General features: G+C 63.1%; 25 protein-coding genes. 10 read left to right on the forward strand and 15 right to left on the reverse strand.

What is annotated here, in order from left to right; translation table 11 throughout:
* Positions 1 to 49: 49 nt before the first annotated feature.
* Together LCF59_RS05555 and LCF59_RS05560 are read right to left on the reverse strand one after the other, a co-directional pair.
* A complete protein-coding gene (locus tag LCF59_RS05555) occupies positions 50 to 1699 on the reverse strand; it encodes an electron transfer flavoprotein-ubiquinone oxidoreductase (protein ID WP_292286422.1) in 1650 nt (549 codons plus the stop codon).
* Between the two features lie 108 nt (positions 1700 to 1807).
* Positions 1808 to 2479, reverse strand: coding sequence for a FadR/GntR family transcriptional regulator (locus LCF59_RS05560; protein WP_292286424.1), 672 nt, complete (start codon positions 2477 to 2479; stop codon positions 1808 to 1810).
* Between the two features lie 86 nt (positions 2480 to 2565).
* On the opposite strand from LCF59_RS05560, the gene LCF59_RS05565 reads away from it, so the two are divergent.
* From LCF59_RS05565 to LCF59_RS05575, 3 genes are all read left to right on the forward strand, one after another.
* A complete protein-coding gene (locus LCF59_RS05565; RefSeq protein ID WP_292286426.1) occupies positions 2566 to 3312 on the forward strand; it encodes a sulfite exporter TauE/SafE family protein in 747 nt (248 codons plus the stop codon).
* Between the two features lie 135 nt (positions 3313 to 3447).
* Positions 3448 to 3918, forward strand: a complete 471-nt coding sequence (gene greA, locus LCF59_RS05570; RefSeq protein ID WP_292286428.1) for a transcription elongation factor GreA — start codon at positions 3448 to 3450, stop codon at positions 3916 to 3918.
* A 16-nt stretch (positions 3919 to 3934) separates the two neighbouring features.
* The gene (locus tag LCF59_RS05575) at positions 3935 to 4942 is read left to right on the forward strand and encodes a hypothetical protein (protein ID WP_292286430.1); all 1008 of its coding nucleotides are present in this window, start codon (positions 3935 to 3937) and stop codon (positions 4940 to 4942) included.
* A gap of 111 nt (positions 4943 to 5053) precedes the next feature.
* On the opposite strand, the gene glp is transcribed toward LCF59_RS05575, so the two are convergent.
* Genes glp through LCF59_RS05595 form a run of 4 tightly spaced genes read right to left on the reverse strand, consistent with a single transcriptional unit; the run spans position 5054 to position 9163 of the window.
* Complete coding sequence (gene glp / locus LCF59_RS05580) at positions 5054 to 7171, reverse strand: gephyrin-like molybdotransferase Glp (protein ID WP_292286432.1); 2118 nt, start codon at positions 7169 to 7171, stop codon at positions 5054 to 5056.
* The gene (gene mobB, locus LCF59_RS05585; protein WP_292286434.1) at positions 7168 to 7659 is read right to left on the reverse strand and encodes a molybdopterin-guanine dinucleotide biosynthesis protein B; all 492 of its coding nucleotides are present in this window, start codon (positions 7657 to 7659) and stop codon (positions 7168 to 7170) included. The genes glp and mobB overlap by 4 nt, the downstream gene beginning before the upstream one ends.
* Positions 7656 to 8288 (reverse strand): molybdenum cofactor guanylyltransferase MobA, encoded by a 633-nt coding sequence (gene mobA, locus LCF59_RS05590; protein ID WP_292286435.1) that lies wholly within the window; start codon positions 8286 to 8288, stop codon positions 7656 to 7658. The genes mobB and mobA overlap by 4 nt, the downstream gene beginning before the upstream one ends.
* Positions 8285 to 9163, reverse strand: coding sequence for a formate dehydrogenase accessory sulfurtransferase FdhD (locus tag LCF59_RS05595; protein ID WP_292286436.1), 879 nt, complete (start codon positions 9161 to 9163; stop codon positions 8285 to 8287). Before LCF59_RS05595 ends, mobA begins: the two co-directional genes overlap by 4 nt.
* Before the next feature lie 80 nt (positions 9164 to 9243).
* Between LCF59_RS05595 and LCF59_RS05600 the strand changes: the two genes are divergently transcribed.
* Together LCF59_RS05600 and LCF59_RS05605 are read left to right on the forward strand one after the other, a co-directional pair.
* On the forward strand, positions 9244 to 9933 hold the full coding sequence (locus LCF59_RS05600) for an AzlC family ABC transporter permease (RefSeq protein WP_292286438.1): 690 nt from the start codon (positions 9244 to 9246) through the stop codon (positions 9931 to 9933).
* Positions 9930 to 10253: an AzlD domain-containing protein gene (locus LCF59_RS05605; RefSeq protein ID WP_292286440.1), complete on the forward strand. Its 324-nt coding sequence runs from the start codon at positions 9930 to 9932 to the stop codon at positions 10251 to 10253. The genes LCF59_RS05600 and LCF59_RS05605 overlap by 4 nt, the downstream gene beginning before the upstream one ends.
* 6 nt (positions 10254 to 10259) lie before the next feature.
* Here LCF59_RS05605 and LCF59_RS05610 read toward each other — a convergent pair whose 3' ends face one another.
* The 4 genes from LCF59_RS05610 to mutL all read right to left on the reverse strand — a co-directional run bounded on the left by LCF59_RS05610 (position 10260) and on the right by mutL (position 14402).
* A complete protein-coding gene (locus LCF59_RS05610; RefSeq protein ID WP_292286442.1) occupies positions 10260 to 10886 on the reverse strand; it encodes a hypothetical protein in 627 nt (208 codons plus the stop codon).
* A gap of 20 nt (positions 10887 to 10906) precedes the next feature.
* Positions 10907 to 11041 (reverse strand): aa3-type cytochrome c oxidase subunit IV, encoded by a 135-nt coding sequence (locus LCF59_RS05615; protein ID WP_292286444.1) that lies wholly within the window; start codon positions 11039 to 11041, stop codon positions 10907 to 10909.
* Positions 11042 to 11400: 359 nt separating this feature from the next.
* Positions 11401 to 12567 carry a DNA recombination protein RmuC gene (locus LCF59_RS05620; RefSeq protein WP_292286446.1) on the reverse strand — a complete coding sequence of 389 codons (1167 nt, stop codon included), beginning with the start codon at positions 12565 to 12567 and terminating at the stop codon, positions 11401 to 11403.
* Entirely contained in the window at positions 12564 to 14402 is a 1839-nt protein-coding gene (gene mutL, locus LCF59_RS05625) for a DNA mismatch repair endonuclease MutL (protein ID WP_292286448.1), read from the reverse strand. Before mutL ends, LCF59_RS05620 begins: the two co-directional genes overlap by 4 nt.
* 181 nt (positions 14403 to 14583) lie before the next feature.
* On the opposite strand from mutL, the gene LCF59_RS05630 reads away from it, so the two are divergent.
* From LCF59_RS05630 to LCF59_RS05645, 4 genes are read left to right on the forward strand one after another with little or no spacing between them, the layout of a single operon-like run.
* Positions 14584 to 15510: an AEC family transporter gene (locus LCF59_RS05630; protein ID WP_292286450.1), complete on the forward strand. Its 927-nt coding sequence runs from the start codon at positions 14584 to 14586 to the stop codon at positions 15508 to 15510.
* A 13-nt stretch (positions 15511 to 15523) separates the two neighbouring features.
* On the forward strand, positions 15524 to 16354 hold the full coding sequence (fghA, locus tag LCF59_RS05635; RefSeq protein WP_292286451.1) for an S-formylglutathione hydrolase: 831 nt from the start codon (positions 15524 to 15526) through the stop codon (positions 16352 to 16354).
* Entirely contained in the window at positions 16351 to 16812 is a 462-nt protein-coding gene (locus tag LCF59_RS05640) for a YaiI/YqxD family protein (RefSeq protein WP_292286453.1), read from the forward strand. The genes fghA and LCF59_RS05640 overlap by 4 nt, the downstream gene beginning before the upstream one ends.
* Before the next feature lie 23 nt (positions 16813 to 16835).
* On the forward strand, positions 16836 to 17753 hold the full coding sequence (locus tag LCF59_RS05645; RefSeq protein ID WP_292286455.1) for an ornithine cyclodeaminase: 918 nt from the start codon (positions 16836 to 16838) through the stop codon (positions 17751 to 17753).
* A gap of 62 nt (positions 17754 to 17815) precedes the next feature.
* On the opposite strand, the gene LCF59_RS05650 is transcribed toward LCF59_RS05645, so the two are convergent.
* The 4 genes from LCF59_RS05650 to LCF59_RS05665 all read right to left on the reverse strand — a co-directional run bounded on the left by LCF59_RS05650 (position 17816) and on the right by LCF59_RS05665 (position 21771).
* A complete protein-coding gene (locus LCF59_RS05650) occupies positions 17816 to 19060 on the reverse strand; it encodes an MFS transporter (protein ID WP_292286457.1) in 1245 nt (414 codons plus the stop codon).
* 26 nt (positions 19061 to 19086) lie between these two features.
* Positions 19087 to 19941 carry an NlpC/P60 family protein gene (locus LCF59_RS05655; protein WP_292286459.1) on the reverse strand — a complete coding sequence of 285 codons (855 nt, stop codon included), beginning with the start codon at positions 19939 to 19941 and terminating at the stop codon, positions 19087 to 19089.
* Positions 19941 to 21326 carry a M17 family metallopeptidase gene (locus LCF59_RS05660; RefSeq protein WP_292286461.1) on the reverse strand — a complete coding sequence of 462 codons (1386 nt, stop codon included), beginning with the start codon at positions 21324 to 21326 and terminating at the stop codon, positions 19941 to 19943. The genes LCF59_RS05655 and LCF59_RS05660 overlap by 1 nt, the downstream gene beginning before the upstream one ends.
* A gap of 61 nt (positions 21327 to 21387) precedes the next feature.
* On the reverse strand, positions 21388 to 21771 hold the full coding sequence (locus tag LCF59_RS05665) for a hypothetical protein (RefSeq protein ID WP_292286463.1): 384 nt from the start codon (positions 21769 to 21771) through the stop codon (positions 21388 to 21390).
* 144 nt (positions 21772 to 21915) lie between these two features.
* Between LCF59_RS05665 and LCF59_RS05670 the strand changes: the two genes are divergently transcribed.
* Positions 21916 to 22566 (forward strand): carbonic anhydrase, encoded by a 651-nt coding sequence (locus LCF59_RS05670; protein WP_292286465.1) that lies wholly within the window; start codon positions 21916 to 21918, stop codon positions 22564 to 22566.
* Here the strand turns inward: LCF59_RS05670 and LCF59_RS05675 are convergent, their stop codons facing one another.
* Positions 22567 to 22848, reverse strand: a complete 282-nt coding sequence (locus LCF59_RS05675; protein ID WP_292286466.1) for a hypothetical protein — start codon at positions 22846 to 22848, stop codon at positions 22567 to 22569.
* Between the last annotated feature and the right edge of the window lie 91 nt (positions 22849 to 22939).

Consider the following 22939-nt stretch of genomic DNA (forward strand, 5'->3'; position numbering starts at 1 on the left):
AGCCGTGCAATACAAGCCGAAGGCCGCGCGTGCGCCCAGCCTTTGTATTTTACATGTTCGGGTAATTCGGCCCATCCCCGCCCTGCGGCACCGTCCAGACGATATTTTGGCTCGGGTCCTTTATATCGCAGGTCTTGCAGTGAACGCAGTTCTGGAAATTGATGACGAATTTCTCGTCGCCCTTGTCGTCGGTCACGAATTCGTAAACCCCGGCCGGACAATAGCGGGCCGACGGCCCGGCGTATTTCGGCAGGTTTACCGCCACCGGGATCGACGCGTCCTTGAGCTTGAGATGCGAAGGCTGGCTTTCCTCGTGGTTGGTGGCCGCGAAAGACACATTGGTCAGACGGTCGAAGGACAGCTTGCCGTCCGGCCTGGGATAGTCGATCGGTTCGAATTTCGACGCCTCGCCCGTTGCCTCGGCATCGGATTTGCCATGGCCCAGTGTGCCGAAGAGGGAAAAGCCCAGGGTGTTGGTCCACATGTCGAATCCGCCCAGCGTCAGCGACGCGGTCAGCCCGTATTTCGACCACAGCGGTTTGACATTGCGCACCTTTTGAAGGTCCTGACCGATGGCGCCCTCGCGCACTTCGGTTTCATAGTCGCTCAGTTCGTCCGCTGCGCGACCCTCTTGGATCGCGGCATACGCAGCCTCGGCCGCGGCCTTGCCGGACAGCATCGCGTTGTGGTTGCCCTTGATGCGCGGCACGTTGACCATGCCGACCGAACAGCCCAGGAGCGCCACACCGGGCGCCACCATCTTGGGCATCGACTGGAAGCCACCTTCCGCGATCGCCCGCGCGCCATATGCCACGCGCTTGCCGCCTTCCAGCAGGTCCTTGACCATCGGGTGATGCTTGAAGCGCTGGAATTCCATGTAGGGATACACGTGCGGGTTCTCGTAGTTCAGATGCACCACGAAGCCGACATAAACCTGGTTGTTGTCCAGGTGGTAGATGAAGGACCCACCCCCCGCGTTCGCGCCAAGCGGCCAGCCCATCGTGTGCATGACCCGGCCCGCCTTGTGCTTGTCCGGATCAATCTCCCAGATCTCCTTCATCCCGAGACCGAATTTCTGCGGTTCCTTGCCCTTGGACAGATCGAATTTCTCGATCACCTCTTTGGACAGGCTGCCGCGCACGCCTTCGCCGAGGAACACGTATTTGCCGTGCAGTTCCATCCCCGGCTCATAGCCCGGCCCCGGCGTGCCATCGGCTTGCCGCCCGAACTCCCCGGCCACGACGCCTTTGACGCCGCCATTCTCGCCGTAAACGACCTCGGAGCAGGACATGCCGGGGAAAACCTCGACCCCCAGCTCTTCGGCGTGTTCGGCCATCCAACGGCAGACATTGCCCATCGAAACGATGTAATTGCCGTGGTTGTTCATCAACGGGGGCATCGGAAAATTCGGAATGCGCACCTTGCCGGCCTCGCCGAGCATGTAGAAGCTGTCCTCGGTCACCGGCACGTTGAGCGGCGCGCCCTTGTCCTTCCAGTCGGGGATCAGCGCATCAAGACCACAGGGATCGAGCACCGCACCCGACAGGATATGCGCCCCGACCTCGGAGCCTTTTTCCAGCACCACAACGTCGAGGTCGGCATCCAGCTGCTTCAGACGGATCGCGGCAGACAGCCCTGCCGGTCCGGCTCCCACGATGACCACATCATATTCCATCGCTTCACGCGCATGTTCGCTCATGTCGGTCTCTTTCCTGAAAGTCCTCAAAAAACTTTCCAGATGAGGTAACGTGACGCCCCCCAAGGGTCAATTGCGACACCGCGTTAAAGCGCGGCTGCGGGGCGCAGATCAGTCTGTGCGCAGCATCGCTGTGCGAACAGTCCTCAAATGGGCGCGCATTTCCGCCTCCGCGGTATCCGGCGCCCCCTCCGCGATGGCTGCGGCGATACGCGCGTGCTGGTCGCTGTGCAGCCCCGTGAACTCGGCCACCCCGACACGCCGATAGGTCCGGCCCCATTCGTGCTGCCATGCACGGCGGCGGCGGACGTCCGACAAATACGCCAGGACACCCTGAAGAACCGGGTTCGCGGCAAGCTCCGCAACCGCGCGGTGAAAGGCGCTGTCGGCCTGTTCGCAGGCCGCTGGATCGCGCGCGATGCGCCCCTCTTCGACATGGCGCATCAGGCGGCTCGTGTCATCGCGTGACGCGATCTGCGCTGCCGCGGCCGCCACCGAGGGCTCGATCACGATCCGCGCCTCAAGAAGATCGGCAGGTGAAGACACCTCGATCAACAACTTGTCGCGCACCGGGGCATCGCGGGGCTTTGGCCCCCGGAACGTCCCCTGTCCGACATGCCGCCAGACAAGGCCCTCCTCTGCCAGCGCAGCAAGCGCGCTTCGCAGGGTCTGGCGACTGCACCCGATCCGCCCCGCAAGCGCCCTTTCGGCTGGCAGGCGCGCGCCCGCCTCGCAGCCGTCAAGACAGGCGCGCAGGGCTGCCAGGGCATCTGATTGTTTCACCCGGTGACTTTCAGTTCAGACCAATTTGCAGACCAATCTCTTATCCGTCACTGGCTCACACCGCAAATCTTTCCAAGGAAATACACATGTTCGATATCGGTGTTTTGATCGTCGCGGGACTGGCGGCGGGGATGCTCAACGCGATCGCGGGAGGCGGAACCTTCATCAGCTTTCCTGCCCTTGTCTGGGTCGGCGTGCCGCCGGTCATGGCCAACGCCACCGCGACGCTGACCGCGCTGCCCGGCTACCTGAGCAGCGCATGGGCCTATCGTCACGATATCGAAACGCAAGACCCCCTGCCGATCCTCAACCTGTTGATGATCGCGGCCATTGGCGGGCTGGCCGGCGCAGGCTCGCTGCTGATCACCAGCCAGTCGGTGTTCTCCGCGCTGGTGCCGTGGCTCTTGCTGCTGGGAACCCTGGTGTTCGGCCTTGGCCCCTACGCGATGACGCACCTGAACCTGGCAGCCAAACCACCCAGGGTGGTTGCGATCGGCGTAATGCTGAGCGTGTCCATCTATGGTGGGTATTTCAACGGCGGTTTGGGGATCATGCTCCTGGCCGCGTTCGGACTGATGGGCATGACCAACCTGCATGGCATGATCGGGCTCAAGAACATTATCTCGGCACTTTTGTCCGTGGTATCGGTGATCGCCTATTCGGTGGCTGGCCTGATCGCGTGGGACGCGGCGCTGGTCCTCGCGCTGGCGCAATTCGGCGGCGGGTATCTTGGCGCACGCGCCGCATTGCGGATCACCGATCCAACGAAACTCCGTTGGGCGATCACCGGGATCGGCATTATCATGACAGCAATCTTCTTCATGCGCGCCTGAGCGCCCAAATGGCGCAAAGCTGCTTGCGTTCCATGGGCTTTCAAGGCCACTCTTGCCCGGACGGGACAAAAATGTTTGACCGCCCAGGCGTGCGAACCTCCAGAACTGCGCAGCGACAACGACGAGGACTGCCCCATGGAAAAGCTACCAATGACCCGCGCGGGCCACGCCGCGCTGGAAACGGAATTGAAAACGCTCAAGTCCGAAGAACGCCCCGCTATCATCCAGGCGATAGCCGAGGCGCGGGAGCTGGGGGACCTCAAGGAAAACGCCGAGTACCATTCGGCGCGCGAAAAGCAGGGCTTCATCGAGGGGCGCATCAAGGAACTGGAAGGCGTGCTGAGCCTTGTCGAAGTGATCGACCCCACCAAGCTTTCCGGTCCGATCAAGTTCGGCGCCACGGTCACCCTGGTGGACGAGGACACGGATGAGGAAAAGACCTGGCAGATCGTCGGTGAGCACGAAGCGAATATCGAGAAAGGGCTTTTGAACATCAAATCCCCGATCGCCCGCGCCCTGATCAGCAAGGAAGAAGGCGACAGTGTCGAAGTGCGCACCCCCGGCGGCGACAAATCCTACGAAGTTCTGAAAATAGACTATATCTGATCGCGCGGACCCCGCTATGACCAAGAAAGACGATGCACAGGCCGGCGCCGCCCCGGTCCGGTCCCGCCCCGGCGACACTGCCAGCGGGTTGAGCGGGATCGAACTGACAGCTGCGGCGCTCAGCCTGTTGTGGCTGGTGATCTCCGCTGCGTTTTTCCTGTTTTCGGGCAATGAAGGCGCGGACGGGCTGCGCTTTTTGCTGACGATGATGGTGATCTTTCTTCCCGTCGGGATGATCTGGGTCGCAGCACTCGCCGCGCGGGCGGCCCGCATCATGCGCGAGGAAAGCGCGAGGCTGCAAACCGCGATCGACGCGATCCGCCACGCCTATATCTCTCAGAACCAGGCGGGCGGGCGGGATCAGCAGCCGCATCCATCCATCGTGAAAAAGCTCGACGAGATCTCCGAGGCGCAGAAAAAGACGGAAACGGCGCTGACGATGTTCACCTCGACCCGCGCCGCGCAGATCGCCGTGCAGGCGGCCGCGCCCGATCCGGCAACCGGTGATCAACCCACCTTGGCGCTTGGCACACCGGCCGACGCGTTGCAGCCGCCGTTGTCCAACGCGGATTTCGTCCGCGCGCTGCATTTTCCCGAAACCGCCGAGGACCAGGAGGGTTTCAACGCTTTGCGCCGGGCGCTCAGGGATCGCCCGTCCGCCCAGCTGGTCCAGGCCGCACAGGACGTTTTGACCCTGCTCAGCCAGGACGGCATCTACATGGATGATCTGCGCCCCGACATGGCCCGCCCGGAACTCTGGCGCCGCTTTGCCAAAGGGGAACGCGGGCGCACCATCGCCGCGCTGGGCGGCGTGCGCGACCGCTCGTCGCTGGCCCTGGCGGCAGGCCGGATGAAACAGGACCCGATCTTTCGCGATGCTGCGCACCATTTTCTCCGCCTGTTCGACAAGGGTTTTGCCAGGTTCGAGGAAACGGCCACGGATTCCGAGATCTCGGATCTCGCCGGGACCCGCACGGCGCGGGCCTTCATGCTCCTGGGCCGCGTGACCGGAACCTTCGACTGAACCCAGCTCCCCCGTGTTCGGGCGTCAAATTCCCTCGGGGTCTTGCGGGCAGAGCCGCCGATTCGTTTGCGTTGCCGGAAACTCCGGATGCGCCAGCACATCCACACAAGTTCAGAAAAACGACTTGAATGGAATATACCGGACCGGGTCCCCAGGGCGCACATGCAGGGCTTCATCGGGCAATTCGACAAGCCCCTCAGCCCAGGACAGCCCGCTGATCCGGCCGGATCCTTCGGATTTGAACGCCTCGACCTGCCCGTCCCTGATCCGCGCGCGCAGGTATTCGCGCCGCCCCGGTTTCTTGCGCTTTTCGAAACCTGCCGGAACGCGAAACCCCTGCGGGTCCTGCCAGCCGGCCCCCGCCAGAAGACCCATCGCCGGGCGCGCAAAGATCAGCGTGCAGACCAGCGCCGCAACCGGGTTTCCAGGCAACCCGAATACCGGCTTGCCCTGCCAGAGGCCCAGCGCAAGTGGCCGCCCCGGTTTCAGCGCGATGCGCCATTCCTGCATCGCGCCGCTGTCGCGCAAAAGCGCCGAGACATGATCTTCGTCGCCGGCCGAGGCGCCGCCAGAGGTCAGGATCACATCCGCGTCCAGCGCGGCCGCATCCAACGCGCCGCGCACCGCCGCGCGATCGTCAGGCACACGGCCCCGATCGCGTGGTTCGAACCCGAAGCCCGCACAAAGGCTCAGCAACATCGGCCGATTGGCATCAAATATCTCACCTTCGGCCGCAGTCGTCCCGGGCTCCACGATTTCATCCCCAGTGGACAGGACTGCCACACGCAATCTCGCGCGCACGGGCACGTCGCCAATCCCTACGGCCGCCGCGAGGGCGAGATCAGCAGGCGTCAGAACGCGCCCAGCGCCCAGCGCCATATCGCCCCTGATCAGGTCCTCTCCGGCCTTTCGCGTGTTCGCGCCGCGCTTCAACGGCCCGTGAAACGCCACCTGCCCCGGGCCGGTCCGCACGTCTTCGTCGAGAACCACGGTATCCACGCCAACCGGCAGATCGGCCCCCGTCAGCACCCTTATCGCGTGGCCCGGCGGCACCGGCGCCGCGTAGGGTGTCCCGGCCGCGGCGCGCCCTTCGACCAACGGCAAAACCTGCGGTCCATCACCAATGCCTGCCCCGGCAAAGCCATAGCCGTCCACCGCCGTGTTCGGGTGCGGCGGGTTCGACCGCTTAGCCATCATATCCCGCGCCAACACCCGCCCAGCCGCCTGCATGAGCGGCACCTGTTCGACGCCGACAACAGGGGTCAGCCGGTCGCGCAACATGGCGAGCGCGTCGTCCACCGGGGTCCAGTCGACCCCGGCGGGAAGGGCGAAGCAATCGTTGCGCAGAGGCGGTGGCCTCAGTTCATCCGCCCCGCGCGCGGCGGCGACAAGCTCTGCCTCGTGACCCGCACCAAGGATCCAAGCCTCTTCCATCGCCTCGGGTCCGAAATTTGACAGCAACGCATCAAGGCGTGCGGCACCGATCCGGTCGAGCGCACCGGCAAGCCGCGTCACCTGCACCCGGTCTCTTATTACGTCATCATCAACCTCCTTCACCGCAGCCTCGATCAGGCCCGGCCAGACCTCTGCGAAAACGGTCTGCGCTTGCGCTGTGTCCTCAAACGGCCAGACGGCGACCCCCTCACGTCGCCGCAACCGGGCAAGCATGGGCAGGCCCATCAGCGATTGGCTTCCCACGGTTGGATTAAAGAACAGTTGAAAACAGGAAGACGATGCCTTGGCCGCCCGATCACACCTTCGCCGCTCGGCCACTTGATCAAAGCGGATCCCGGCCTTGCGATAGGGCAGATCGGGCCAGCCGGTCTCGGACGGCTTTCCCCAGAATGGCCCCGGACCATCGAACAGTCGGTTGAGTGTCTCGGCCACGTCGAAGCGGTTGTTCTTCCCCTCTTTGTTGTCCGTGATCCGTGCCTCAAGCCAGTCCCAGAACAACAGCGGATCGTTTGATCCGGTGACCCGGCCGACGAAACCGCTTGGATATCCAAACGGGAAATCGAAGCCGATCAGGACACGCCGACCGGCCTGTGCCTCGCTGTCGATAAACGCCTCCAGCCAGGCCTCTGCCTCGGTTCGCGCGCGGCAATAAACCGGCTCCTGCGCCACGCCGCCGGTCACGACACCGAACCAGATCGCGTCTCGCGAGGGCCGTTTCGGCGCCCGCTTGCCCGCCGACCAATCGACAATCGCAATCGTGTCGAAGCCGGTCAAAGCCCCACCTCGGCCAAGATGAAATCCGCAATCCCTGCCGTGTTGTTCAGATCGAACACCGGACGATCCAGATCGAGCGCGATATCGCTCGCCACGGCGCGGATCGTCGGATCACAGGGCGCGATCAAGGCATGTCCCGTCTCGGCACGATGTGCCTCGACCTTGGGATGCCGGTCGCGCTTGTAGCCTTCCACCAGCACCAGGTCGACCGGCGCCAGTTTGGCCAGCAGCGCGTCCAGCGTCGGTTCCTCTGCGTCGCGCACTTCGTGCATCAGGGCAAAGCGCTTGCGCGAAGCCAGCAGCACTTCGGACGCGCCTGCGACGCGGTGGCGGTGGCTGTCCTTGCCGGGGTGGTCCACATCAAAACTGTGATGCGCGTGTTTGACCGTCGAGACGCTCAACCCGCGTGCCGTGATGTCGGCCACCAGCCGCTCCATCAGCCCTGTCTTGCCCGCGTTCTTCCAGCCGGTGACCCCGTAAAGCCTCATGCCATCGCCTTTGCCGCTTCGAGATCTTCCGGCGTATTCACGTTGAAGAACGGATCACACGTGTCAGTGAGGAACACCGCCTCGCGGCCACCGTGTTTTTCTGTCCAGACCACGACTTTCTTGATTCCCTCCTCCAGCGCCGCGCGCAGATCGGTCCGCAGGGCGACGGGCCAGAGACCGAATGTCGGGTGCCGGATCAGGCCGGACCTGCTCATCGACTTGGTGCGTTCGGCGCCCCGTGGTGTCGCCGCAAGAACCAGCGGTTGCGCCATGCCCTCGGCCGTTTCCTCCAGATGCGCCACCAGCGTTCTGGGAAAAAACGGTGTGTCCGCTGCCACGGTAACAATGTTATCAGCGCCTTGCGTCGCCGCCCAGTCAAGCCCGGCCAGCACTCCCGCCAACGGCCCCGGTCTGCCGGCAATGCTGTCGGGCACCACTGGCAGCCCGAACATGGCAAAGCGTTCCGGATCACCATTGGCGTTGAGCGCCATCGCGCCCACCTGCGGCTGCAAGCGGTCGATGACCTGCTGTAACAGCGTCTGACCGCCGATCTCGAGCAACGCCTTGTCGCCGCCGCCCATCCGGCTCGCACGCCCACCGGCAAGGATCACCCCCAGAGACCGGGTCATTCGGCGCTCTTTCTGCGGGACTTGCGGCTCTCGTCGGGCACCGTATCCGGGTCGATGTCGCGCACAAGACGATCCTCACCAGCCAGGCAGACGAACCGCTTGCCCCGCATCCGCCCGATACAGGTCAGCCCGACCTGCCGCGCGATCTCGACCCCCCAGGCGGTGAACCCTGAGCGCGAGGCGAGCACCGGAATGCCCATCAGCGCCGTCTTGATCACCATCTCGGAGGTCAGCCGGCCGGTGGTGTAGAGGATCTTGTCCTGCGGGCTGATGCCCTCGCGAAACATCCAACCCGCGATCTTGTCGACCGCGTTGTGACGCCCGACATCCTCCATGTAGACCAAGGGCCGATCCTGCTCACAGAGCACCGTACCGTGGATCGCCCCCGCTTCGAGGTAAAGCGACGGTGTCCTGTTGATCTTGTGTGCAAGCGCATAGAGCCAGGAGGTGCGCAGTTCGGCCTGCGGCAGCACGACATTCTCCAGGCCCTCCATCATGTCGCCGAAGACGGTTCCAACAGCACAACCGCTGGTGCGGGTTTTCTTGCGGACCTTGTCCTCATAGCTCGTCTGGCGGTCTGTCCGCACCACGACGACCTCCAGATCGTCGTCGTAATCGACCTGCGAGACAACATCATCGGCCAGGAGCATCCCCTGATTGCGCAGGAACCCCACGGCAAGGTATTCCGGGTAATCACCGATCGTCATCGCGGTGACGATTTCCTGGCTGTTGAGATAGATCGTCAGGGGACGCTCCTCGACCACGCTGATCTCGGTCTCGGCCCCCATGTGATCGGACCCCACGACACGGCGCGTCAGCCGGGACGCACCCGGATCGGGGGCTATTAGATAGTCGCGCAGCGCATCGTCAGGCATTGATTGCATCTTTCTTCGTCCAAGGCTACGCCGGCTCTGTTCAAAACAGACGAGGCACAGTGATGGCGGCAGGATCCGCAATGTCAAGCTACTGGCGCGGTCTTCGTGACGGGGCCCCGTTCCTCCTCGTCATCATCCCGTTTTCCATGCTATTCGGCGTTCTTGCAAACGAAGCCGGGCTACCGCTGCACGAAACACTGGGATTTTCGGTGGTCGTCATCGCCGGGGCGGCACAGTTCACCGCGCTTCAGCTTCTGAACGAGAACGCCCCGACCCTTGTGGTGATTGCTTCGGCGCTGGCGGTGAACCTCCGCATGGCGATGTATTCGGCCTCGATCACGCCGCACTTGGGGCGATTGCCGCTGTGGAAACGCGGGATCGTGGCGTATTTCCTTGTCGATCAAACCTATGCGCAAGCGGTCCTCGATTACGAAAAGACCCCGAACCAAACAACCATCGAGAAATTCGCCTATTTCATGGGTGTCATGAGCCCGATCTGCCCGCCCTGGTACGTCTTCACCGTTGTTGGTGCGCTGGTGGGTGAAACCATTCCCGAAAATCTTGGCCTGGATTTCGCGCTGCCCATTGCGTTTCTGGCGATGGTCGGCCCGATGATGCGCACCCCGGCGCACCGGATCGCGGCGCTGGTCGCGGTGATCCTCGCGCTGGCTTTTGCGTGGCTGCCCTTCAACACGGGCCTCCTTGTGGCCGGGCTGGGCGGCATGATCGCAGGCGCACAGGCAGAAATTCGGCTGGGGAGCGCATCATGAGCGGGTCTACCGAAGTCTGGGTCGTCATCGTGGCACTGGGACTGGGCAGCTTTGGCCTGCGCTTCGTTTTCCTGGGTCTGGTCGGGGATCGCGCGATGCCCGACTGGTTTTTGCGGCACCTGCGGTACACCGCGGTGGCTGTGCTGCCAGCCCTTGTTGCGCCGCTCGTGGTCTGGCCCAACGCCACGGATGGCGATCCCGACCCGGCCCGTCTTGCCGCCGCAATAGCGACCGTGTCGGTCGGGTATCTCACCAAGAACGTGATTGCGGGGATGGGCGTTGGCGCGGCCATCCTGATCGGGCTGACCGCGCTGCTCTGACCCGGATCAATCGGGGTCGATAACCATCTCGAACTTGGCGATGGCAACGGATTTGTCATCGTCGTCATTCTCGGACAACCGGGTCGTGGTCACGCCGGGCAGGTCTTCGACCTGATTCATCAGGTTTTTCGGAAACCAGGTCGACCGGATCGATTCGAACCCCGGCAATTGGCGCAAAAGTCCCGATGTGCTGACCGTGCATCGCGCCGATCCCACGCGGCCGTTGGACATGGCAAGGCTCAGCGCCTGCTCTGCCACTGCCGGTGACACCTCGATCCGCTGGATGACCACGTGATAGGTCTCCCGGGCATGGGCGCGGGCATAGAAATCAGCGACCGACGGTGTGACACCGTAAAGCACGTCTCCCCGCTCGGGCACCGCGGAAAGGCGCACAGTACCCGCGGGATCAAAGATGACCCGCTGCGAGCCGTTGATCATCAGGCTGCTATGCGCCCCCGCCTTCGACCGGTTGTTGATCATCGTGTAAAGCGTGATCGCCGGTGGGCCATCGTGCTGATACGCCGCGCGCGCCACCGCCTCGGGCGAAGAATCCGGGCCGGAGTCGACACTTGCACCGCAGCCGATCAGACCCAGCAGGGCCAGGCCCGCAAACACACGCAAGAAAAGGGACATTTTCAGCCTTGGATCAAGGGTTACGCGTTGAAGATCGCGAGGAAGATCAGGATCCCGATTGACACGAGAGCAACCCGTCCCGACCAGAGGATGAATCCGTCAAACGTCTTCTCCTGCTCCGTTGTGTCCATCGAACCGTGCTTGTGTTCAGCCATTTGAGACATCCCTTGCAAATGTTTTCCAGTCGCTACCCGATTTGCCCGACCCTGTCACCCTTGCCAAGCGCGCAGTGTGTCGCGGCCCGGTCGAAAATGCCGCTGCACGTCCAACTGCCCGAGCACGTCGCACAAAAAGCCGGGACCGGTTTGCGCACCCAGTGGGAGACTTCACACCAGATTGAAGACAGTCGCGAGACGGCAAATGAGCGCGACACGTTAACAACAGGTTAATAGGATCGGAGTGGACCCATTGTTTCGCGCGCGAAACAGTTTGAGCCGGTTCCGCTCTTGGCGAACAAACCATCCGGGGGACGGGGCGAGACGAAAACGGGCAGAGCCCAAGGGGTGTTGCTGATCTATTCCCCCGAAGGTTTGGCCAGTGGCACGACTGCGGCTGCCCCCTCGTTGGACAATTCCTCAAAGTCGAAATTGTCCAGCCGCCGGGCCCGACGTCCGGCCTTGTCAGCGCTGATCTTGATATCCGCGATATCCTTGGCCGCCTGACCGAAATGTCGGTCCAGGTTCTCCACACGGTTGCCCAGCCGGTCCACATCGGCATAGAGCAGTCCCAGTTCCTTGCGGATGGCCCCGGCCTGTTCCTGCATCCGCGCATCCTTGAGAATCGCGCGCATCGTGTTCAAGGTTGCCATGCAGGTGGTCGGCGACACGATCCAGACCCGCGCCGCGAACCCGTCGCGCACCACTTCGGGAAAATTCGCGTGCAATTCGGCATAGACTGCCTCGGAGGGCAGGAAAAGCAGCGCCCCGTCAGCGGTTTCACCTTCGATGATGTATTTCTCCGAAATATCCTTGATGTGCTTTCGCAGCGAAAGCCGTAGCTGCTGCGCCGCACGGTTCAACTGGTCCTGCGTTTCGGCCTTGCGAAGCAGTTCATAGGCTTCCAGGGGAAACTTGCTGTCGATCGCGATCGGCCCCGGCGGGTTGGGCAGATGGATCAGGCAATCCGCGCGCTTGCCGTTCGACAACGTCGCTTGCATCGTGAAACTGTCACTCGGCAAAGCCTTGCTGACGATATCGGTGAGCTGGATTTCCCCGAACGCCCCGCGCGTCTGCTTGTTCGACAGGATGTCCTGAAGCGACAGCACGTCGCCCGACAGCTTGGTGATATTCTCCTGCGCCTTGTCGATGCTCTTGAGCCTTTGCTGCAATTCCCCGAGCGACTGCGCCGTGTTGCGCGCGGAGCCGTGCAGGTTCTCGTTCATCTGGCTTTGCACCTGCGCAAGCCGCCGCTCCATCAATTGCATCATCGCGGTCTGGCTCTGTGTCTGCGCTTCGGAGACATGGGTCAGCCCGCCCGACAGCCGCTCCTGTCCGTCGCTGAGGTTCTGCACCCGCTGTCCCACCTGCGCCAACTGGTAAACCAGCGGCTCACTGAGTTTCGCCGCGCGACGGGCCGAGTGCAGCGACAACAGGAGCAAGACCAACACCAGCCCACCGAGCGCCAGCGCCAGGAGCGTTACGGGATCGCCGAGATCCAATGTGAGATCACCGATCTGCATCATGTGCGCCCGAACAGCCGTTCGATGTCGGACAACTTCAGTTCGACATAGGTGGGTCGGCCGTGGTTGCACTGGCCGGAATAGGGCGTCGCTTCCATCTCTCGCAAGAGTGCGTTCATCTCTTCGCCGCGCATCTGGCGACCCGACCGGATGGAGCCATGACAGGCGACACGGCTCAGGATCGCCTCGATCCGGTCCTGCACGGCGCGCGCCTCGCCCGCCTCGTCCAGCTCATCAAGGATGTCGCGCAGCAGGGCGTCGGAATTGACCTCGCCCAGAATCGCCGGGGTTTCGCGCACGACGACAGCCCCGTTGCCGAAAGGCTCGACGGTGAGGCCCATCCGGGCCAGATCGTCCGCGATGTCGTGCAGGCGGGCGCTGTCTGCCTCGCTCATCTCGACCACGTCGGGGATCAGAAGCGCTTGGGCCGGGACACCGGTTTCGGCCATCTGGGCTTTGAGCTTTTCGTAAACCAGCCGTTCATGCGCGGCATGCTGGTCGACGATGACGATGCCATCCTCGGTCTGGGCGATGATGTAATTCTCGTGCACCTGACCACGCGCGGCACCAAGCGGCAGCGGCTCTTGTGGTGTCTCGTCGATCTCTGGCGCGCCCGTGTCGACACGACCGGAATAGCTGTTTTGCATTTCGGCAAAGCCCGGCGATTGCGCGGTATAGGCCGTCTGTTTCGCAGCGAAACTCGGGCGGTCCATCTGGTAGACGCGGGTCGGGCCGTCTTGTGGCGCCTCGGGGCGCATCGCGCCGAACGTGGCGCCTGCCACGGTTGTCGAAGCGCGGTGGCCCGCCTCGGCCAGGGCGTGCCGCAGGGCGGACACGACCAGTCCACGCACGAGGCCCGGTTCGCGGAACCGCACCTCGGATTTCGCAGGATGCACGTTGACATCGACCTTGTGCGGATCGCAGTCGACAAACAATGCAACTGCCGGGTGACGGTCGCGGCTGAGGAAATCGGCATAGGCCCCGCGCAGCGCGCCGATCAGAAGCTTGTCGCGCACCGGCCGGCCATTGACGAAAAAATACTGCGCCACCGCCGCACCGCGCGAATAGGTCGGCAGGCCCGCAAGGCCAGTAAGGTGGATGCCCTCGCGCTCGGCGTCGATCGGTACGGCATTGTCGATGAACTCGCGGCCCATCACCTGCCCCAAGCGTCCGCGAAGCGCGTCGAAGAGATCGCCCGTCACCGCGTCCGCGCGGAATGTCACGCGGCCTTCACCGCCACCGGACACGTCGCGCAGAGCAAAGCTGACCGCTGGTTCCGCCATCGCGAGGCGTTTGAGCACATCCGAGATCGCCTGCATCTCGGCCCGGTCCGAGCGAAGGAACTTCAGCCGCGCCGGCGTCGCGAAAAACAGGTTTCGCAGCGTGACAACCGTTCCCCTGGACAGCGCCGCAGGCTTGACCGGATCGGGCGTTCCGCCGGTCATGCCAAGTTCGGCCCCGTCATGGTCCGCCGCGCGGCTCGTCAGGGTCAGGCGACCGACGGCCCCCAAAGACGCCAATGCCTCGCCCCGAAAGCCGAAGCTGTGGATGTTAAGAAGGTCTGCCCCGTCGATCTTGGACGTGGCGTGACGCGCCAGCGCCATCGGCAATTCGTCCGGCGGGATGCCGCAACCATCGTCGGTGACGCGGATCAGCGTCTTGCCACCATCGGCAATGGCCACCTCGATCCGTGTGGCCCCGGCATCAATGGCATTCTCGACCAACTCCTTGACCGCCGAAGCAGGGCGCTCAACGACCTCTCCTGCCGCGATGCGATTGATGGCGCTTTCCTCAAGCTGTTGAATAGAGGCGCGTATATGGGGAGCGTAAGAATTCATGCCACGAGATGTAGCATGGGGATCGCGATTCTTCCATGCCAGATTGATCCAATGACCGCCTGAAAAAGCGGGTCAGACGACCCCAGAACGACGTTGTGACGAGGGCACCGGCCAGTCCCGGCCCCGGATCGCGCGCACCGTCAGAATTGACCCCGCCTGCCGGCATGGTAACACGGTACATATGCTGAATATTTTTCTTCAGACCCTGCCGTTTTTCGCCTTGATTGCCGTTGGTTACGGCGCAGGCAAAACAGGCTTCTTCACCGAGGAAGCGACCGCCTACCTGACCAAGTTCGTGTTCTATTTCGCATTGTCGGCAATGCTGTTCCGGTTCTCGGCCAATCTGTCGCTGGCCGAGATTTTCGACTGGCGCATCGCGGCGGGGTACCTGTGGGGCACGGCCTTTGTCTATGGGATCGCGATGGCGGTTGGGTTCCTGCGCGGGATGAACACCGAAACCGCCGCCTTCGAAGGACAGGTTGCGGCGATAGGCAATACGGGGTTCCTCGGTGTGCCGATGCTGGCGCTCTTGATGGGACAAGACGCGGTAGGACCGATCATCCTCGCGCTGACGATTGACCTCGTGGTATTTTCGTCGCTGATCGTGATCCTGGTCGTCGGATCACGCGAGGGTCGCATGACGCTTGGCATTTTCAAGACGGTCGGGGTCGGGCTGCTCAAGAACCCGATGATCGTGTCGATCGTGCTTGGTTTTCTCGTTTCGGCCACCGGGGCACCCATCCCCGATCCGGTCAATGAGTTCCTGGCGACCCTGGGCGCCGCGGCGACACCCGGTGCGCTTTTTGCCATTGGGGCATCCTTGGCCGGCAAGACGGCTGAGCGTATGACCATCGCCGGATGGCTGAGCTTCTGCAAACTGGTGATCCACCCCGCGGCCGTCGCCTTCGGGGTGTTTCTTCTGTTCCCGGCAGACCCATACAAGGCCGGGGTTGTCGTCGCAGCAGCGGCGCTGCCGGTGGCGGGGAACGTGTTCATCCTCGCGCAACATTACAACGTCGCCCCGCAAAGGGTGTCAGCGGCGATTCTGATCTCGACAACGCTGAGCATCGTGACAGTGTCTTTCGTGATCAGTCAGGTTCTGATTTAGGAAAGGCGAGCTTATGAAAGCGGTTTCGGAAAACAAGTGCTTTGGCGGCGTTCAGGGGGTGTATTCGCATGCCTCTGATGCGTGTGGGTGTGACATGACATTCGGTCTCTACCTGCCGCCGCAGGCCGGTAACGGGCCGGTGCCGATGCTGTGGTACCTGTCCGGTCTGACCTGCACACACGAGAACGCCATGACAAAGGCCGCGGCACAGGGATTCGCGGCAGAGGCCGGCATCGCGCTGGTGTTCCCGGACACCTCACCGCGCGGCGAGGCGGTGGCCGATGACAACGCCTTCGATCTCGGCAAAGGCGCCGGCTTTTACGTGAACGCAACACAAGACCCTTGGGCGCCGCATTACAGGATGTGGGATTACCTGGCCGAGGAGCTGCCGGCCCTGTTGGGCGCAGAATTCGCCGTTGACCTGGATCGACAGGGGATCACCGGCCATTCTATGGGCGGTCATGGCGCGTTGACACTGGCGATGGCGCATCCAGGGCGCTTCGCATCGGTCTCGGCCTTTTCGCCGATTGCCAACCCAAGCCGGAGCGATTGGGGCCGCAAGCAGTTCTCGGCGTATCTGGGGGAGGACGACACGGCCTGGGCCAGGCATGACGCGACCCGCCAGATGGAGGCAGTCGGCTTTGACGGGCCGGTGCTGGTGGACCAGGGCGGGGATGACCAGTTCCTCGACCTGCTCAAGCCCGAAGCATTGAGCCAGGCGATGGCGGCGCGGCGACAGGACGGCGTGTTCCGCATGCAGAAGGGCTACGACCATTCGTATTTCTTTGTCTCGACCTTCATCCCCGATCATGTCGCCTTTCACGCCGACGCGTTGGGGCTGTGACACGGATTTTCGTGGATGCCGACGCCTGTCCGGTCAAATCCGAGGCAGAGCGGGTGGCGACGCGGCACAAGGCCAAGATGTACCTCGTGTCGAACGGCGGGTTGCGACTGTCCGACAACCCGCTTGTCGAGCTGGTCGTGGTCGCAGACGGCCCGGACGTGGCCGACATGTGGATCGCGGATCGCGCCGGGCCGGGGGACGTGGTGATCACCGGCGATATCCCGCTGGCGGCGCGCTGTGTCGACGCCGGCGCACGGGTGCTCAAACATGACGGAGAGCGGCTCGATGCGCGGAACGTGGGCCAGGCATTGGCAACGCGCGACCTGATGACCGACATTCGCGCCGCCGATCCGTTCCGACAGGGCGGCGGACGCGCGTTTTCCAAGACCGACCGGTCACGGTTCCTCGAGGCGCTGGAACGCGAGATGCGGGCCGCCGCGAGGGACGTGCCGCGTTGAAATCGCTGAACGGAGAGACAGCCATGACAACACCAGAGATCATTCCCTTTGCCGAAGGGGAGGCACAGCTGGACTGGATCGGCCTAACCGATGCGATTGCGGCAGGGCATGACCTGCCCAAGGCCGAGATCGCCGACAGCTTCCTCTACCGTGGGGGCGACACGCTTTTGAACCGGGCGGCGTGGATCGACGGGCTGGGGCTTGCAGTGAAATCGGCGACGATCTTTCCGGGCAATGCAGGGCTTGGCAAACCGGCAGTGAATGGCGGTGTTTCGGTCTATTCCGATACCGACGGAACATTGGCGGCGATCATCGACTTTCACCTCGTGACCAAGTGGAAGACCGCCGGCGACAGTCTTCTGGCGGCACGGCGGCTGGCGCGACCGGACAGCGCGGTGATCCTGATCGTGGGTGCCGGTACGGTGGCCCGGTCCTTGATCGACGCCTATGGCGCGGCCTTTCCCGGGGCGCGGTTCCTGGTCTGGAACCGGACTGCGGCGACCGCACGGGCGCTTGCGGACAGGTTCGATTCTGTTGCGGCGGTAGACGACCTTGCCGAAGCGGTCGGAGGCGCGGATATCGTCAGCTGTGCCACTATGTCGACCGATGCCGTGCTGCGCGGTGACTGGCTGCGGCCCGGCACACATGTGGACCTGATCGGAGCCTACCGGCCCGACATGCGCGAGGCGGATGATACCGCGCTGAGGCGGTCACGCCTGTTCGTGGATTCGCGGGACACCACGGTGGGCCATATTGGCGAAATCCGGGATCCGATTGAGAGGGGCGTGATCAAGGAGACGGATATCGTCGCAGATTACTACGATCCGGGCGCGTTTGAACGGCGCTCGGAAACCGAGATCACGCTGTTCAAGAATGGCGGCGGGGCGCATATGGACCTCATGGTGAGCCGCTACATCCTTGATCAATGGAAGGCGCGCTAGACGAGGCGAACACTCCGTCAACCCAACGTGATGGCCGTCGCGCTGACGCAAATCCGCCCCGGTCAGGCCGCAAGCGGAACCGGTTGGCGGTTTTCCCGGATCGGCAGATGAACAATGGCGCTGAACGCTCCGACGCCGACACCGATCCACCAGACCAACGTGTAGTCGCCGTAGATATCGTACATCCGCCCCCCCAGCCAAACGCCCATGAAACTGCCCAACTGGTGGCTGAAGAACACGATCCCATAGAGCGTGCCCATGTAGCGAAGCCCGTATATATGCGCGATCAGACCCGAGGTGAGCGGCACAGTGGCCAGCCAGAGAGACCCCATCGCAGCGGAAAACAGGATCACCGAGGTTGGTGTGATCGGGAACATGATGAACAGCGCCGCCACGATGGTGCGTGCCGTGTAGATGCCCGCCAGCAGGTATTTCTTGGACCACCTGTTTCCGGCCCATCCGGCGGCCAGCGTCCCGACGATATTCATCAGCCCTATGAGCGAAATCGACACCGCGCCCAGCGCCGATGTTGTCGTGATGCCGATCGAATAGAGCGCCCCGCCCGGTTGAATCGGGCCGCACAGCTCGGTCACGAAGGCCGGGAAATGCGCGGTGACGAAAGCCAACTGGTAGCCGCAGCTGAAAAACCCCAGAAAGATCAGCGCATAGGAGGGATCGCGGAAAGCCCGGACAAGGATGCTGCCCATGCTTTCCTCAAGCTCGGCCCGGCTGGCCGTGGGCGCGGGCGACCGCATCAAAGGCAGAACCAGCGTCACCGCGAGTATGATCACGGCGAACCAGAGGAAAACCATTTGCCAGCTCATCAGCGTGAGCATCCATTCGGCGACTGGCGCGCCGAACACTTGACCGCCGCTGCCGGCGGCCGTTGCGATGGCAAGGCTCATGGAGCGGTTTGCGTCCGAGCTGGCACGACCGACCACCGCAAGGATCACGCCAAAGCCGGTCCCCGCGACACCGAAGCCGACCAGGATTTCATAGACCTGATGCGCCTCGGGGGTGACGGCGAAGGACGACAGGACAAGCCCTGCTGCGTAGGTCAGCGCGCCCAGGACAATCGCCTTGCGGTCCCCGATCTTTTCGGCAAGCGCGCCGAACAGTGGTTGCCCGATGCCCCAGGCAAGGTTCTGGATCGCGATAGCGAGCGAGAATTCCGTGCGCAGCCAGCCGAATTCCTGCGCAATCGGGATCTGGAATACGCCAAAGCTCGCCCGGATCGCAAAGGATATCATGATGATGAGACACCCGCCGACAAGCACAGGCGTGAAGATGGTGGCGCGGGGCTGCATGGCTGTCTCCGGACGGCTCTGGCGATTCAAGACGACGCCAAACGCGCGTGACGCAGGATAGGACCATCGCCTTGCGCCTCGATGCGGGTGATCGCCTCTTGCAGCGGCTCCAACGCGGTGGCCATGTGATAGGCGTTGGCGTGCAGACATGTGTCGGGGTCGGAGACCCAGCCGACGTGGCCTTTCCAGAACAATAAATCCCCGCGCCGCGGTGGCACGCCTGGATCAAGTGTTGCTCCAAGCTGCGCCATCTGCTGATCGCTATCGCCGGGGCATGAGAGGCCGCAGGCCGTGCAGGCGAGCTGCACAAGCCCCGAGCAGTCGACGCCAAACGCGGTATTGCCGCCCCAGACGTAAGGCGTGCCGATCAGGCGGTACGCCACGGCCACGGGATCGGGTTCTACCTGGGTCGTCGCGGTGAGGTGGCCCGCCGGGACGTAAAGCTCCTGCCCCGCGCCCTGGATCGTGGCCCATTTGCCGGATATGCCGGTCACGCAAAGCTCGGATCCGAGAGACAGCGGCACATGGGTCGCTTGGGTCGCTTTGAAATCAGGCGTGCCGAGCGCCATCGTCTGCCGAGCAGAAACGCGGTGGGTCGCCGGCCAATCCATCGGCGCAAGCAGCGCTGCATCGATATATCCGGTGTATCCATCGTGCAGCGCGTAGCCGAAAGCCCACCCATCGGTTTCGCCAAGGACGTTGAACGCTTGCCCCCACAAAAGTTCCCGGTCCCGCGCGCCAGCCGGGGCTTTGCAAATCGCGACGGCAGGCGCGTGGATTACACGGTGCGGCGTGCCATCGGTGAAACGGTCAGCCTCTACCTGCCCGCGCAGCGTGCTGTGGGCGACGCTGTCATTGGACCAATGCGCCCGCCGATCCATCACGCGCCCATCAGGTCTGGCAGGGCCGCGAAAAGCGCGCGCGGACCCTGCATTGCACCGCCCTTGGGGCGACCGGGTGCCGCTTGGGGCTGCCAGCCATAAATGTCGAAATGGATAAAGCGGTCCTCCTCGGTCACGAACCGGCGCAGGAACAATGCAGCGGTGATTGCGCCGGCCAGCCCACCTTTCGGCGCATTGTCGAGATCGGCGATGCCCGGTTCGATCATGGCCTCGTAAGGGTCGTGTAATGGCAAACGCCAGACCGGATCGGCCATCTGCCGTGCCGCCGCGTCGAGTGACGTTGCCACGGTATCGTCATCGGTGAAATAAGGGGCCAGATCAGGGCCAACCGCGACGCGTGCCGCGCCTGTCAGGGTGGCCATCGACACGATCAGGTCGGGCTTTTCCTCGGCCGCGAAGGTCAGCGCGTCTGCAAGGACAAGTCGTCCTTCGGCATCGGTGTTGTTGATTTCAACCGTCAGGCCCTTGCGCGAGGTAAGGATGTCCTGCGGACGATAGCTGTTGGCGCTGACAGCGTTTTCCACCGCCGGGATAAGGACGCGCAAGCGGATCTGAAGGCCCGACGCCATGATCATGTGGGCGAGCCCCAGCACGTTGGCCGCGCCGCCCATATCCTTCTTCATCAGGCCCATTGACCCGGCCGGTTTGAGGTTCAGGCCGCCGGTGTCGAAACAGACGCCTTTGCCCACGAGCGTCAGGCGCGGGCCGCTCGTGCCCCATGACATGTCAATCAGCCGTGGCGCGCGATCCGCAGCGCGGCCCACCGTGTGGATCATCGGGAAATTCTGGTCGAGCAGCGCTTCGCCGGTTGTGACAGTGATCTTGGCGGCGTGCGTTTCGGCCAGCGATCTGGCCGCGGTTTCAAGCGCGTCCGGCCCCATGTCGGAGGCGGGTGTGTTGATCAGGTCGCGGGTGAGGAACTCGGCCTCGGCCAGGATGTTCACGCGGGCGGCATCGAGACCATCTGGCGCAACAAGCGTCGGACGCTCCGCAGAGTTTTCGTGATAGCGGTCGAAGCTGTAGCAGGCAAGCAGCCAGCCGAGCGCCTCTTGTTCGAGCTGATCCGCCGCGATCCCGCTGTCGATGCAGTAGGTGCCGGGTGCCAGTTTCGGCATCGCCGCAGCCAGGGCAAAGCGGTCCCGCCGACGCTGCGCCGGGGTGCCGTATCCGACAAGCGCCATGGCCGGGTGGCCCGCATCGTCGGGGATCATCAGCGCGGTGCCGATAGCCCCCTTGAAGCCGCTTGCCTCGACCCAGGTGCGGATGCGGTCGCTTTGCTGGGCGGACCAGAGGGCCACATCGTCTGCCCCCAGAACATGGATCGGCACCGCATCAGTGCCCGCAGGCGCGAGTGAAACTGTCATGAAACTCCCCTTTTGCGATTGAGGCGGAGGGTACGCGGATCGCGTTGGGCTGCAAGCGGAATCAGAGAGTCAGGTCCAACCCCATTTCGGCGCAGGACAACGCCATTTCCCCGCACCGCAAAAGCCGACACAGGGTTGCGGCCAGGGCCACAGGATCGGCGCGGTCGATACAAACGAGAACGTCCTTTCCAATGCCCGCGACACCCGGCAGCCCGATCTGATCGGCAATCGGGATCATGCCCCGGACGGATTTGTGCAACCCGTGCATATCGCTATCTGCGTAGGTTGCGCGGATGTGCGAGAACCGTGCACCCATGTCTTCAAGCGCGCGGCACAGGATGTTTTCGGCAACTTCGACCCCAAGATCACGGCTGAGACCGTTCAGGGTGTCCTCGTCGAAATGGGCGGCATCGCATGGCTGCAAAACCGAAATTTGTTCGGCCATAATCTTTCCTTTCTCACCCCGACCCGTGACCTCAATCGCATCCACATCTTTCCAACCCGTAACCCCGGCAGCGGTTTTTTCTCTCGAATTCCGATAAATTTCGACGTATCGGGTGGAGACGACCATAAAGAGGCGGAGGATTTCATGAACGCCGCGAAGCCGCTGCCTGCGTATCTTGTTCAACGCTATCAAGGCTGGAAGGCCACGACCTATTCGGACAACCGTGCCTGGTACAAGCGATTGGCGACCGAGGGGCAACGCCCACGCGCGATGGTGATCTCTTGCTGTGACAGCCGCGTGCATGTGACGTCGATCTTCGGCGCGGACCAGGGCGAATTCTTCATCCACCGCAACATCGCCAACCTTGTTCCGCCCTACGAACCCGACGGCGACCATCACGGGACGTCGGCCGCGATCGAATATGCGGTGACCGCGCTGCATGTTGCGCACCTGATCGTGCTGGGACATTCGCAATGCGGCGGCGTTCAGGGATGCCTGGACATGTGTTCGGGCAATGCACCGCATCTTGAAGAGCAATCGAGCTTTGTCGGCCGCTGGATGGATATTCTGCGTCCGGGATACGATCGCGTTTCAGCCTCGAACCATGCTGACGGGCAAGCGCGGGCGCTTGAAAAGGAATCCGTCATCGTGTCGCTCGAGAACCTGATGACCTTTCCGTTTATCCGCGAGGCGGTCGACTCGGATCAACTGACCCTGCATGGCCTCTGGACCGATATCGCCGAGGGTGGGCTGGAATTCTTCGATCCAAAGTCCCGATTGTTTCAACCGGTGTGATCAGTTGCTGAGCGTTGCCGTGTTCCCCGAACAGGCTGTCCGCAGCCTGGGTCGGCCAAGGCGGTCGGCAAGGCGGGACAGGGGCAGGCCGATCATCGTCCCGGTACACACGGCCTTGCCGTGGTCATCCACGACAACCAGGTGACCGGCGCGAAAGGTGATCTCGTACCCCTTGGTCTCGAGACGATTGCAAAGATCGCCCCAGCTTGTCGCCATTTCGAAATGCGGAAGAAGAACGCTGCGCAGCAGCATCGCGGTTTCGCTGTCGATCGGACGCGGCATGCCGGACTCTGTGTCGGCTGGGCGTCGGGCCGATTGGGCTACCATCGGAATACCTTTACTCTGTGTCGGATTTTCAGAGTGCGCGGCAAAT

The sequence above is a fragment of the Marivita sp. genome (assembly GCF_020055675.1).
Taxonomy (GTDB): Bacteria; Pseudomonadota; Alphaproteobacteria; order Rhodobacterales; family Rhodobacteraceae; genus Marivita.